Source organism: Streptococcus pseudopneumoniae (assembly GCF_001073085.1).
GTDB classification, from domain to species: domain Bacteria; phylum Bacillota; class Bacilli; order Lactobacillales; family Streptococcaceae; genus Streptococcus; species Streptococcus pseudopneumoniae_M.
Genome location: NZ_JVFV01000042.1, coordinates 93,176 through 107,155 on the forward strand (window position 1 = coordinate 93,176; position 13,980 = coordinate 107,155).

Genomic DNA, 13,980 nt, shown 5'->3' on the forward strand with positions numbered 1-13,980 from the left:
TTTTCCCTTTTTCTTACATTTCTAATACTTGTCTCAATGTCACGATATTTTCAAAGAGATGCGTCGCTAAGCCAGCCGCTTGTCCAGCTTCAATATCGATAGGACGATCACCAATAACGATGCCAGAGCTTATCTTGTACTTATCTCGTAAATAGATCATAGACTCTGGATTTGGTTTTCTCTTAAAGCCAGAGCTAGCTGTTACTACTTCTGTAAAATAGTCAGCAATTCCAGTCTTTTCAAGGATTTCCAAAACTTGGTCATTGCGATGCGAAACTAAAAAGTTCCGTCCTCCCTGATCTGAGATTTCCTCCAATAAAGCAGGTACTCCCTCAAACAAGGCAGGATGTTCAAGCTCTCGCGCTTCATTTTCCTTATATTTTTCTAAAAAATGCTCTATTGTTGGGGCAAATTGGTCAATCGCAAAAGCAGTTGACACTTTCAAGGCATTGTAAACTTTATCATGTTCTTCTTCGATTCCAAATTGAGCTAATGTTTCCACAAAAGCAGCGGTCGAAGTCTCATAATTATCAAGTAAAGTTCCACCTAAATCCCAGATGTAATCGTGATATTTCATACCCTTCATTATAGCATTTTTTTATCAAAAAAGCGACGATTTCCTTCTATTTTAACAGTAAAAAACGAGAAGAATCCCCTAATTGATAGATTCCTCTCGTTTTAGTTAATCTAATCCAAACACATCACTATAGAGCATGGCTTCTCTCAAAGCATCTGCATCTCCACCAAGTTGTTCCACTAGGTTATAAGCAAAGGCAAGGGCAGTTGCTGGCCCGCGACTAGTAGTCAGCTGACCATCAACAACTACTGTTTCCTTGCGATAGTGACCATCAGCAATTTGCTCTTGGACACCATCATAGCAGGTGAACACTTTATCCTTGAGGAGACCAGCTCGATTCAGTACAATTGGTGCTGCACAAATGGCTGCTACTTTTTTACCAACTTGCTCAAATTTTTGAAGTTCAGCAATCAATTGCTCATTATCACGCAAGTGAGCTGAACCTGGCATACCTCCTGGTAAGACAATCATGTCGTACTCAGATAAATCACCATCAAACACACGATCTGCTTGTACTTGGATGGTATGTGATCCCGTCACTCGGGCTTCAAAACCAACCATATGACAAGTAATATTGGCACGACGTAATACATCCACAACTGTTAGGGCTTCGATTTCTTCAAAGCCATCTGCTAAGATAACTGCTACTTTAGCCATGATTTACTCCTTATTTAACTTTTTTCAAAACAACTTTTTTCCGTTTAAATCTTGTCTTACCGCTCTTTTCTTCAGCTAGATGCGTTTGATAACTCATCGATAGAAGCAAACCAACACCAATCAGATTACTGATAATGGCTGATCCCCCTTGGGAAATGAACGGTAGAGGAATCCCCGTCAGAGGAAGGAGACCTGTCACTGCACCGATATTTTCAAAGATATGGAACAAGAGCATCATAATAAATCCAGTTGAAATGTAGGTATAAAATTGATTATTGGACTTCAGAGTGATTTTTAACATTCGATAGATAAGTAGGAGATAAAGCGTAATTACGAGGACAGAGCCGATAAAACCAAAATCTTCTGCAATAACTGTAAAAATCATATCACTCTCACGAACGGGAATAAGGAGATTGGATACATTAAATCCTTGACCAAATAAGCCTCCACTCCCGATGGCGATTTGCCCTTGGGCCTGTTGATAGGTGGTCGTCTGTGCATAATCAAAGGGATTGAGCCAAGCAAGGATACGGTTTATCTGATAGGTTGGCATCCCAATCTGATGCATGAAAGCACGCCCATCTTTTGTGATGAAAATTGCCAAAAATCCTGCAATTCCTGATACAACTGTCGCAAAAATTGGAATGATAATTTTCCAAGAAACGCCAGAGAGCAAGACGAGTCCAGCAAAGATGGCGACAAAAACCAAAGCCGTTCCTAAGTCACTCTGCAAGGCCAGTAAAACTAAGACTGGCAGTGTGAAGACAATCATCCACAGTATCAAGAGGAAGTCTAAAGGAATCGTTCGTTCACTTTCCTTGTGTTTCTGTGTGAATTGAACAATGACCCGAGCCAAGATTAAAATATAGGAAATTTTCATGAATTCGGAAGGTTGGAAAAGTGTCACTCCTCCAATTGACACCCAGTTTTTAGCCCCTGTTGCCGCCACCAAATTGGGATTGTAAAAAATCAAGGGTAAAACCATAAGGACTAGACCTAGGGCATAGAGATAGGGAGTCGATTGCCATAAAAATTTTGTATTAAAAAACATGACTACAAAGCTGATGATAATTCCTAAGACGATCCATGCTAGTTGCTGACCGAGAATAGGCCAAATATTATGTGGATAGTCATGACTGACAGCTATGTAAATAGCCGCAACTCCAATCACCAGCAAACAGAATACTGGTAAAATCAAACTATAATCGACCCGAGAGTCGAGAGAACGTTTCATAAAGGTCTCCTTCATTCTTTCAGATGTTTATTTTATTTTTTGTGTAAAAATTCTTGAACTTTTGAGAATACTTGCTCTTTGCCAACTTCTCTCACTAGACTAGTCTGTGACAAGGCCTTGCTAATCTGCTTTCCATATCGTTTGCTTGTCATTCGGCTATCCAAGATAAGGACAGATGAGCGCTGTCCAAGACGACGCATGGTTCTACCAATCGCTTGTTTGAGGCGAATGATAGCCATTGGCAGTTGATAGTCGTAGAAAGGATTTTTCCCTTCAAGACGCAGTTCCTGATTCATTTTTTTCGTAAAGGGATCTTCTGGATTTTGGAAGGGCAGGCGTGTCACCACTTCAATCACTCGAGGGTGAGTCGCAAAATCAACTCCCTCCCAAAAACTTCCTGTCCCTAGTAAGAGTTGAGAGTCTCCTCTTTCAAATCGTTTCTTGAGTTGAGCCGGATCTCCGTTTTTATATTGGGCTAGATGAGAAAGAGATAGAGAGTCTGATACCTGCAACAAAAGGTCTTTTGAAGTAAATAAAACGAGCATGGGTTCCTCAAGATAGGACAAATCTTCCAGCACTTCCACGAGAGCCTGAGCATAGTCTTCTTGGGAGGTTTCTGTCACCAATGGAAAATCTTTAATGACCAAGATTTCTTGATTTTCTTGAAAATTCTCATCCAGTCTGTCAAAGGCTGCATGCGGGAATCCCATTAGTTCTGGTAAAGATACTCTGCTACTAATTTCCAAGGTTGCAGAGACAGCTAAGAGTTGACAAGTCTCTGGAAAAATCTGTGAAAAGAGCAGACGTTGATTGCGACTGGAAGAAATGACAACCTTCTTGCTAGACAAGTCTGAGGCTGATAGCCAAAATTCTCCATCAATGCAGAAAAATCGCTGATAGTCCTGGAAACCTTGAACGTCTAGCTCAGAGAAATCCTGTTGGAGTTGTGCCATTGTAGTCGTCGGGCACATTCTTCGTTTGCCAGATAGGAACTGATCCATCAAGTGACAAAGCTCAAAGCGAATACTCTCCATCAAGCGTCTTTGAAGCGTTCCTTTTTCTCGAACTAAGGCTTGATCTAGCTGGTCAACTATGTCGTTTAATACGAAACTCTTCTGAGAAAGATTTTCCAAAGTTAATAAGATCTTCTGGGCCTCATCCAAGATCAAGAGACGGCCCTCTAGTAGACTGGGATCGTCCTCAAGTCGGGTAACGAGATAAGCATGATTGGTCACAAGTAGCTGGCAAGAGCGAGCTTTTTTCTGCCCCCGTCTCCAAAAATCCTCCAACCAAAAGAGAGAAGCTTTGGGAAGATTACCATCATGCACCAAGTTTGGCAAAAATTGCTGGTAACGGTAAAGCTGGCCAATCTCATCTAAATCTCCAGTTTCAGTTTCAGTCAACCAAACTAGAAGTTGCATCTTGAAACGTGTGTACAAGCGATTGGACTCTTCTTCCTCTAGCGCTGCATGAAAGGAATCTAGTTTTAAGTAATTTTGTGGTCCTTTGAGATTATGAATCGAAAGGTGAAAGACCTCTTCCAATCTACGAGCCTCTTCTTGCATCACTTGATTTTGTAGAACTTTAGTAGGAACACTGATGAGGATTCCTTTTTCGTTCTCTAGTGATAAGGCTGGCAGGAGATAGCCGTAGGTTTTTCCAATTCCAGTCTGAGCTTGCACAAAGGCAATTTTCTCATTCTGTAGAAAATCTTGAACCTTTTGAGCAAAGCTAGCTTGCGGGGCTCTATCTTCCAAATCCAACAAGGCAATATTGGTTTGGAAATCTTTTGAGAGTTTTCGTGGAGAAAGGGCTGGCTTTTCTTTTCTTAAAAATAAACCTTGCACCTCTACCAAGTCATGTTCAACTAGGATGGACTGCTTCTGATAAACTTCCTCGATGACTAGGTAAGATTCATAGAGTAAGCTGTCTGATAAACTCAATAAGCGCTCCAATAAGCCTTTTGGCAGTTGAAACATTTTTTGTCGCATACAGAGAAAGAGCTCTGCTGTTGCTTGGGCATCTGATAGAGCAGTATGGGCTTTTTCTAATGAAATTCCCAACTCTTGACAGAGAATCCCCAGATTGTATTTTTCAAGTTGAGGATAAAATACCTGAGCCAACTCGACTGTATCGATACGAGGAGTGCGCAATTCATAACCCTCGAAAAAGAGGAATTCTGCCAACAAATTGGCATCGAACTGGACATTGTGCGCAACAAAAACACCGTCCTTGACCAAGTCAAAAATTTTTCCAGCCACCTGAGAAAATTCCGGTGCCTCTGCTAGTCGCTGATCGGTCAAGCCCGTTAATTCTTTGATATGAGAATCCAAGGGTTCGTGGGGATTAACATCCGTTGCAAATTGGTCAACAATCTCGCCATTTTCAATGACCACGATTCCCACTTGGATAATTTTTGCCTTGCTTCCGGTACTGGTCGCCTCTAAATCTACGACCACGTACCGATCATTTCTAAAATTCATCATTAAAAATTATATCAAAATTTACACAATTTGACATCCATGAACTTTATTGGAAGGGTCAAGTTTCTTGCAAGTTTTTCTAAAAAATGATTGAATAGAAGTTTAGAAAAGGAGGGGCATCATGAACCCATTAGATTTGTTTAATCAAGTAAAAGAGCTAATCGAGAAAAAAGATTTGGTTGCCGCAAAAACCTTTGTCGAAGAAAATAAGGATCAACTCGGTGAGTACCTTAGCCAAGCTCAAGCTTTGGTTTCTGGCTCAGAAGGAATCGGTAATATTGTTGATAAGGTCAAAGGACTCTTCTAATCCTTAAAAGGCACCTGAAAACCTCAGGTGTCTTTTTGTATTTTTTTCATGAAGGCTGGGATATGTTGACTAATCGTAGTTGGCATGACGACATAATTGTCCTCAGCTAGTTCTTGGGCAATTGCTGAATGTAAATAGGTCGCTACTGTCACTCTTTCATAGAGAATTGCTTGTGGGAATTGACCTGCAAAGCCAGCGATCATACCAGCCAGAGTATCCCCCATGCCGCCAGTCGCCTGATAGGGACCGCCAACACCTAGCTGATAACAATCAACTTGTCCAGCTTGCCAGATTCGAGTAGCTGGACCTTTTTGAACCAAAATCGTTCCTGAAGGAAAGCTCTTCAAAGCCTCTCCTGTTTCCTTGCTTCCTTGGGAATCCAAATCTAAGCCTGACAAGACTTGCCATTCCCTCTGGTGAGGAGTTAAGACAAGCTGGGCTTTAGGAAATTTCATTCCCGTCTTCGCAAAAATGGATAAGGCACCACCATCCAGTATGAGAGTCTGGTCTTGATTTGAATGATGAAAAACTGTTTGGAGAAGCTCTTCTCCACGCTCATCATCCACTAGTCCAGGTCCGACCAAGACAACACTTGCTTTTTCCAACTGTTGCTCAAGCAATTGCTTATCGTCAAGAGCAAAAGCCATAGCCTCCGGCAGATGGCTATGTAGAGCTGGAATATTCTCCTTATCTGTTGCTACTGTCACTAAGCCTGCGCCACTTCTAACAGCCCCTAAGGCAGCCATAATAATCGCTCCCCCATAGGGATAAGTCCCACCAATCAAGAGAAGATGCCCGTAGTCTCCCTTATGACTAGAACGAGAACGCTCGATGATCACTTTTTTCAATAGAGCTTGATCAATCTCTTTCATACACTACTCCTTCATGCTTTCTCTTACTTTCATTATACACCTCACTACCCAATTAATAAAGGAGAAGACTATGCTATCTTCTCCTTTATTTATAATGATTAGTTTTTTAGAGCTGGGAATTATCAGTCCTTATTTTTCTTTACGTTTAACTGTTAGTAGTGCCACTGATAAAACAAGACTGAGACTTGCTAGGAAGGCAGCTGTATCAGATCGACTTTCACCTGTTTCTGGAAGTCTTGCTGAATCTACTTTCTCTGAAGCATTTTCAAGAATCTCTCCATTAACTGCTGGCCCATGAGCTTGTTCTACTGGTTCTTGGTTTTGTTCTTTATAGACAATCGCATAAAGTCCTAGATCTTTGGTTGTAAATTCAACCATATCACCTACTAGCGTCACCTTTTGAACCTGCAAGCCTTGATCTAAGCTCATGTGATAAACTCCTTGAACCTGACCCTTAACTGGTAATCTCACTAGGACAGCACCTTTGAGTTCAACTTCTTGGTTGTCCTTATCTAGTAATTTCACTTGATACGCATCATAGTGTTTACCAGCTAATTCTTGGCGTAGAACCTTCTGCACTTGAAGCTTGAGGTCTTTAGATAACTCTTTAGTTAGCCCTGCTACCAGAACTCCAGTTTCCTTATCAGTCAAGATTCGGATCTCTTCAGCTGGTTTAACAAGACTTGGTGCTGGCTTGTTCCCCACTGTAGCTACTGTTCCTGTGTACTCTGGTAATTCATTCTTAGCGGCTTCTACCGCATTGACGCCACCTGTGTATTCTGGCGCTTCGTTCTTAACTGCCTCTACTGCATTAACACCGCCCTCAAATTCTGGAACTTCTACCACTGGAGCTGGATCGTCGCCTACTGTGCCGATTACATCTGTGTATTCTGGCAACTCATGCTTAGCTGCTTCTACAGCATTGACACCACCCTCAAATTCTGGGACTTCTACTACTGGAGCTGGATCGTCGCCTACTGTGCCAATCGGATCTGTGTATTCTGGCAACTCATGCTTGGCAGCTTCAGCAGCATTGACGCCACCCTCAAATTCTGGAACTTCTACCACTGGAGCTGGATCGTCGCCTTTGCTAGTAGTAATGACTGGTTTAACCTTAACTTCAACAATTCGATCTTGCGCCTCAGTCGTATCGGTATGAACAGTTGTACGGTTAGATCCTAAGACCTTAACATAATCAACTCTTTCACCCTTCTTACCTTCTGAGATTACACGACGTTCATCTTGAGCTAAATCATTGTTTTCACGAATAATTTCCTTAAATGGAATTTCGGTCTTGACAACTTCTAGACTTGGTCGTTCGAGGACAGGACTTTGGTCGCCTTCTTCAGGAACTATACGGTGACTAGGTTTGAAATGAATACGATATTCCTTGACAAGACTACCATCCTTAGCAAGAAGACGAACAAGGCTAGGAAGGTTATCCTGACTAGACTCAACAACCGTTGTCACACCGTTACCACTTGCTTGAGCAGTCACCTGTGGTTTATTACCATTTAAGCTCACTGTATAATCTGAAACCGCTGGATCAAAGTTTTCCAATGCTTTTCCATCAACCGAAATGGTCACTGAAGGAGTTTCCACATCTTTTGCTTTAGTAGGAGAGTAAGCACTAAACTCGACCATTGCGAGACCATTAGTTGTCGATTTACGAGTCATGCGTGCTCGAATAGCTGATGTCTCAATTGGATCAAAGGTAAATTCGATTGGCTTACCAGCCACGATTTCTCCAGATGCCTTATAAGGAATTTCTTGCCAGTTTTCTGCCTTGTTAAATGGATGATCCGCATTTTCTTCATAACGAGAAATAGTACTTGGTTCTGTATAGGCAGGCCCAACATATCTTTCTAGTACCATTGTCGCTGGTGCATCTGTTCCACTGTCTTTAAAGAATTGAATAGCTACTTTTCCAACAGATTGAGGTGTAATCTGACCATTCTTCTTAAAGAGAATTCCCACAGATGTTTCTTGGTCTTTCGGAGTACGAGACCAGTTAGTCCAACGTCCATCTTCGTTAAAGTGCCCATCGTTGATATAGAAAATTTTATCCCGAGAAGCTGCTTGTGTGTCATTTGTAGTAGACGCAAAGGCTTTAGAATCAGTCTCATTATTATTTGCATTTTCTGAAATGACTTGATTACCTTTTGTAACAACTGTTACTTGCATCTTGGTTGTTAAGTCTGTTCCTAGAACATGACCAAGAACTTCAAAGCTACCTTCTTGGGCAGTCGCATGTTCTGGCACTGCATCCCATTGTACAGCAAGGTTAGCCTTAACCCAGCCAGTCTGTGATGGATAGTAGACTGTTACCTCTGCAGGCAATTGAAGTTGATCACCAACATTCAAGGTCTGGGCACTATTTTCTGCAGCTACTGGTTGTGTTGACTCTTTTTCGTCATCACGGAAGATACGATATTCTTTCAGAACAGTTCCATCCTCAGCTTTCAAGATAAGGCGTGTCGCACCTTTTTCACTTGTTGCAGGAACAACTGTCACCACACCGTTGTTGCTGGCTGTTGCAGTGATTTCCTTGCTTGCTTGAGGAATATAATAATCTGTCTTAGACGGATTGAAATGCTCGAGCTTCTTGCCATCTACTTGGATAGAAATTTCTGAGCTGGTAGCACTTGGAACTTTACTTCCTAAAATAGTGATTTCTGTCAAACCAACACCAGCAGTTCCATCTGCTTTCTTCATACGCATACGAACAGCATAAGTTTCAACCTTATCAAATGTAAAGTGGTTTGTTTGACCTGCAGATAATTGTCCTGGAGCTTTGAGATGTTCAACTTCTTTCCAGTTGGCAGCATTGTTGAATGGATGGTTGGTATCACGCTGAGCATTATTGACATCATTTGGAAGATCTGGAACTTCTTGACCGACATAGTATTCAATAACATATTCTTTTGGAAGTCCGATTGTCCCGTCTGTATAGAAATCGACTGATAGATTGTCTACAAAACGTTTGGTCAAATCACCGGAGTTACCAAACAAGATAGACGCCCAGTCATTATCAGTATTTGTTCTCCAAGTTGTCCATCTGTTCTTGACATCTGTAGTAGCTCTTGAAACTGTCAAATCATTCAAAGTACTTGCCGAATCATCACCACCCGTATTGGACACGATAGCCGCTGGCAATTGAGAACCCGTCCATTGTTTAGAGATGTTATTTCCCGCAACAACTTGACTAGAAACACGAACATGAGCCTTGGTAGTCAGATGGCTACCCACTAATTGACCCTTGATTTCATAGATACCTTCAGTCTGACTAAAGCTTTCAGGAACCTTATCCCAAACGACATCTTTATAGACAGTTGTTCCATTAGAATGATAAGCACGGACACTAGCTGGCAATTGAACCGTTTCACCCTTAGGTAGAGTTAAACTGATTTCTTCAGCAACCTGCAAACCTTCAACAGTCACATTGGCAAGAGCTTCAATGTCTGTACCTACTACATGACCTTTAAGGGTAAAGCTATGATAGTAGCTCAAATCTTTTGCATCCACCTTGTCCCAAGTTACAGCTACCTTACGAGGCAATCCCTTATCAAAGTCTGCTCCGATTTGATCAGGCAAATTCGGTTGCTGATTGATATCTGTAGAGATTGAAACAGGATGAAGCTTAACAATTCTCTTGGTTACTTTGTTTTCTTTGATGACCACTACGGTGGCTACAGATTGTGTCTTCTCTGTTTGATTGTCAATACGAGGTGTGAGCGTCACACTACCTTTAGTGTAAAGTAGCAAGTTCTGTCCGTTTACTTCAAGATGTCCACCATCAGTAGAGCTAGCATCCAAGTGAATATCTGATGCTGAAAATTCAGTCTGTGTACCATCTTCGTAATGCCCAATGACATGATAAGGAAGGACTTGGTCTTCTGTTGCATTTTCTTTACCTTCTACACTTACTTCCAAGCGTGTCAAGGCAGGAGCTTCTTTCACGAATTGAATCAAATATGTTTGAACCAAATCGCCCTTCTGGTCACTCAAGAATACAGAAGCTTGATAATCATTAGCTTCTGAAGCTTGTTGAACTGTAACCTGATAGCCAGTAGTTTGTGCACCAACACTTGGGATTTTAGCAGTATAAGGAAGGGATACTCGGTAGTAGGTCTTTCCAGACTCAAAGTTTTCAAGAGTCTTATCTCCAACTGTGAGACCTGTAACAGTACTTTCTGTTTCCTGATCACTTGCGATAAAGGTTGCTGTCACCTCGTAGTCATTTCCAACTAATTTACCAGTTGCTTCAGTACGTCCACCTTCTTTTGTCAAGGCATCAGGATCTTTCAAGGTCCAAGAAACGACATCCACATCAACCAAGTTACCATCTGACAAAACAGCCGTTACAGTTTTATCCAAATCTTCTGCAGCTGTACCAACTGGCACAGTTGCTACCTTAGGCAACCACTTATCGAGTGCAACCACCTTAACAAGGGCTTCAGCCTTAGCTTCAAGTCCTTCCACGCTACCAAGAACTTTTTTCTCACCTGCACTAGTAAGGAGATCATCTGGTATATCCCAAGTTACAGATTTTTCTTCAACACTGCCGTCGCTATAAATAGCTGTCACAGTTTCCGGCAATTTAGGATTTTCGCTGACATCAGTAGTCGCTTTAACAGGGGCAAAAGCAACAAAATGACGATTTTCTTTTTTGCCTGAAACGGTTGTAACCGTCGCCTGATCAGAAGCCAAACCTGCAGAATCCGCATATAGGGTGAATTTACCTTCTTTTTCAGTGGATTTTACAATGACAACACCTTTACCATTGAAGGCTTTTCTCTGCCATGTGCCATCTTTCTGAGCTTTGTAGCGTTCACGGCTAGCTTGTTCTCCATTGTCCACACCAACGATTTGACCTTGACCATGAAGATTGAAATGAACAAGATTGTTAGCTGTTGGAACAACATTGCCATCTTCATCAACGATTTCATAATGGATATAAGACAAATCTTTTCCGTCTGCAGTGATGACATGTTCTTCCTTGGTGAGACGAACTCTAGCTGGCTCCCCTGCTGTTGTCACACTATCACGCGCAATCTCTTTACCATTTTCATCGCGGGCAATAGCTGTTAAGGTACCTGGTTTATAGTCCACCAACCACTCAAGATACAATTCACTTGGTTTAGCTCCCTCGTGATAAGGACGACCATCTTCAGTTGTTTTCTTAACAAATTCTTTCTTACCGAGGGACTCCTTGTTCAAGAACAATTCTACGCTGGCGGCATTTGAGAAGGTCCGAACTGGAACTTTACCATTGACCAGCATATTACGTTCCTTGAGCGTTTCTTCAGTCCAATTCCAGTGAGGCATGATACGAACTGTTGGTTTTTCTTTGGCACTATACCATTCACTACGGTAGAGATAGAAATCATTCTTAGGCAAGCCTGCCGTATCAATGATACCAAAGTAAGAGCTTTTCACTGGTGTATTATCTTGATTATGCCATGGTGTAGGCTCACCGATATAGTCAAAACCAGTCCAGATGAACTGACCTGCATAGCCAGCACGATCACGGTCAAAGGTCCAAGATTCAGTAGCTGTTCTACCCCAGGCTACACGGTCATTACCATAGTCTGATTGTTCATAGTGACGATTTGGGCGATTGTCGTGCCAGAGATTTTGAGCAGGATTAAAGTAAGAATCACGAGTTCGAGTTGCTGAAGAAGTTTCAGAACCGTAAATCAACCAGTCTGGATGCGCTTTACGAACTGCATCATAATTACGCTCACCATAGTTCATACCTACAGCATCCATGATTGCTGCTAATTCTAAGAACAAGCCTGTAGAAGCACGACTGAATTTATTTTCACCCATGGTCACATAGCGCTCGGTATCGATAGCTTTGATGACAGCTTTCAAACGCTTGGCTGTTTCTAGTGAACGAGTTCCACCATCAGCCTCATCAACCTCATTACCGAGTGACCACATGATGATTGAAGGATTGTTTTTATCTCGTTCGACCATTGTTCTGAGGTCAAAATCAGACCACTTCTCACCCTTCTTGGCTTCTGGGTGAGTTGCATCTTGGTCAAAGAAACGTCCATAGTCATACGTTTTCTTACCACGATACCAAGTATCAAAGGCTTCTTCTTGGACCAAAAGTCCTAAACTAGCCGCAGCATCTAACAACTGTGGACTTGCTGGATTGTGGGTTGTACGGATAGAGTTCACTCCCATATCTTTTAGGAGTTTTAATTTTCGGTAGGTTGCCTTATAGTTTTCTTCTGCCCCCAAGGCTCCATTATCATGGTGAATACTAACTCCATGGAATTTCATTCTCTCGCCATTAAGAGAGAAGCCTTCCTTGGCTGTCCAGTTGAAATAACGATAACCAAAAGTATCTTCTGTCACATCAACTAGCTGCCCTTCATTATAAACCTTGGTTTTTAGAACATAGAGCTGAGGATGGTAGCTTTTTGTTGTCCAGAGAGTTGGTTTATTAACCAAAATCGTTTGCTTAAAGTCAGCTGTCTCATTTCCTGATAGACTCTTAGTTACAGAACGAACCAAATCTGAAACAGCCTTACCTTCCTTAGTAAAAATCTGTTGCTCCACAAATACCTTGGCTAAAGTCTTGGCAGTATTTTTGATCTTGCTTTGAATTTGTGTTTCAACATTGCCATCTTTTTGTTCAGCCAATTTTGGAGTTGTAATATGATTTCCATTTTCAGCCACTTGCACCTTATCACGATAGCTCAGAGTCACATCACGATAGATCCCACTTCCTGAGTACCATCGACTACTTGGCTGTTTATTGGTAACTTGGACCGCAATGGTATTTTCACTACCATCTTTATTTAAAAATTCAGTGATGTCATATGAAAAATGATTATAACCACTTGGATAGTGACCTACAAATTTGCCATTTACATAGACCTTAGAGTCCATGTAGACACCGTCAAAGTTGATACGGACGTCCTTGTCCTTGGCAGCTTCATCAACCGTGAAGGTCTTACGATACCAGGCAGTACCACCATTTAATTGACCACCTTCATTTCGAGCAGGAGACTTGTGATCAAAATCAAAATAGATACTCCAGTCATGAGGAAGGTTCAACTTAGACCAGTCATGAACATCAACATCTTTCTTAGAAAAATCACCCTGAGCGTTTAGTTTAAAATACCAGTCTTTGTTGAAATTTTGTTTTCTTTCCTGTAAAAGTTGGTCTTCTTTTTCCTTCTCTTTTGTGGCTTGAGGCAATTCACTTGCCGAAGCTTTTTCTTCCTTGCTTTTATCGTCCGTTACAGGTTTATTCTGATTAGGTGTATCAGAATGTTCTTCTCGAACTGCTGGCTTGTCAGAACTTGCTTCTGAATCTGTAGACTCTTTCCCATCCACTTCAGTAGCAGGTTTTTCAGTTTTTTCAACTTTGTCTTTTTTAGGGCTAACTACTTCTACTTCCTTTTCTTCCTTAGGACTTGTAGCCTCAGTCATCTTTTCTTCAGTTACTGGTTTTGCTGGTTCAACCGTATCATTTTCTTCTTTTTCAGTAGTGGAATCTTGTGCACCATTTTGCTCAGCTTTTGCAATGGCCGCAGCAAGATCATCTGGAAGCTTATCTAAAGGTTGAACTTGATGAATTGTTTCCTCACTGGGGGTTGCTGTTTCAGTTTCAGCAGCTTGAGCCACCTGAAGACCAAATATACTAGCTCCAATCATAACCGAAGCCGCACCAATGGCAAATTTACGAATACTATAATGACACCGTCTTTCAAAAAATCTCTTATCCATTATTATTCCTTTCCAATGTTCTAGTAAGCGATTACATTTTGCTCCAAAAAATAAACCTCCCTCTAGACGCTTACTTATTTTATCCATATAAATATTGATGT

General features: G+C 41.5%; 7 protein-coding genes. 1 reads left to right on the forward strand and 6 read right to left on the reverse strand.

The genetic code is table 11. The features are described from left to right. Positions 1 to 13: 13 nt before the first annotated feature. The 4 genes from ADH90_RS08870 to ADH90_RS08885 form a co-directional block, all read right to left on the reverse strand. Complete coding sequence (locus tag ADH90_RS08870; RefSeq protein WP_049531027.1) at positions 14 to 577, reverse strand: HAD family hydrolase; 564 nt, start codon at positions 575 to 577, stop codon at positions 14 to 16. A gap of 105 nt (positions 578 to 682) precedes the next feature. Continuing rightward, positions 683 to 1,234: a DJ-1 family glyoxalase III gene (locus ADH90_RS08875; RefSeq protein ID WP_049530933.1), complete on the reverse strand. Its 552-nt coding sequence runs from the start codon at positions 1,232 to 1,234 to the stop codon at positions 683 to 685. 10 nt (positions 1,235 to 1,244) lie between these two features. Then, positions 1,245 to 2,468, reverse strand: a complete 1,224-nt coding sequence (locus tag ADH90_RS08880) for an FtsW/RodA/SpoVE family cell cycle protein (protein WP_049530934.1) — start codon at positions 2,466 to 2,468, stop codon at positions 1,245 to 1,247. 32 nt (positions 2,469 to 2,500) lie between these two features. Beyond that, entirely contained in the window at positions 2,501 to 4,954 is a 2,454-nt protein-coding gene (locus tag ADH90_RS08885; RefSeq protein WP_193389834.1) for a bifunctional DnaQ family exonuclease/ATP-dependent helicase, read from the reverse strand. Between the two features lie 118 nt (positions 4,955 to 5,072). Here ADH90_RS08885 and ADH90_RS08890 point away from each other — a divergent pair, with 118 nt between their 5' ends. Beyond that, entirely contained in the window at positions 5,073 to 5,258 is a 186-nt protein-coding gene (locus ADH90_RS08890; RefSeq protein WP_049530935.1) for a hypothetical protein, read from the forward strand. 23 nt (positions 5,259 to 5,281) lie between these two features. Here ADH90_RS08890 and ADH90_RS08895 read toward each other — a convergent pair whose 3' ends face one another. Together ADH90_RS08895 and ADH90_RS08900 are read right to left on the reverse strand one after the other, a co-directional pair. Continuing rightward, a complete protein-coding gene (locus ADH90_RS08895) occupies positions 5,282 to 6,130 on the reverse strand; it encodes an NAD(P)H-hydrate dehydratase (protein WP_049530936.1) in 849 nt (282 codons plus the stop codon). 129 nt (positions 6,131 to 6,259) lie between these two features. Further along, positions 6,260 to 13,879 (reverse strand): SIALI-17 repeat-containing surface protein, encoded by a 7,620-nt coding sequence (locus ADH90_RS08900; protein ID WP_049530937.1) that lies wholly within the window; start codon positions 13,877 to 13,879, stop codon positions 6,260 to 6,262. Positions 13,880 to 13,980 lie beyond the last annotated feature (101 nt).

Excerpts from the sequence above, each read along its gene's own strand:
- ADH90_RS08870 (WP_049531027.1), bottom strand. The coding sequence starts at position 577 with ATGAAATATCACGATTACATCTGGGATTTAGGTGGAACTTTACTTGAT.
- ADH90_RS08875 (WP_049530933.1), bottom strand. The coding sequence starts at position 1,234 with ATGGCTAAAGTAGCAGTTATCTTAGCAGATGGCTTTGAAGAAATCGAA.
- ADH90_RS08880 (WP_049530934.1), bottom strand. The coding sequence starts at position 2,468 with ATGAAACGTTCTCTCGACTCTCGGGTCGATTATAGTTTGATTTTACCA.
- ADH90_RS08885 (WP_193389834.1), bottom strand. The coding sequence starts at position 4,954 with ATGATGAATTTTAGAAATGATCGGTACGTGGTCGTAGATTTAGAGGCG.
- ADH90_RS08890 (WP_049530935.1), top strand. The coding sequence starts at position 5,073 with ATGAACCCATTAGATTTGTTTAATCAAGTAAAAGAGCTAATCGAGAAA.
- ADH90_RS08895 (WP_049530936.1), bottom strand. The coding sequence starts at position 6,130 with ATGAAAGAGATTGATCAAGCTCTATTGAAAAAAGTGATCATCGAGCGT.
- ADH90_RS08900 (WP_049530937.1), bottom strand. The coding sequence starts at position 13,879 with ATGGATAAGAGATTTTTTGAAAGACGGTGTCATTATAGTATTCGTAAA.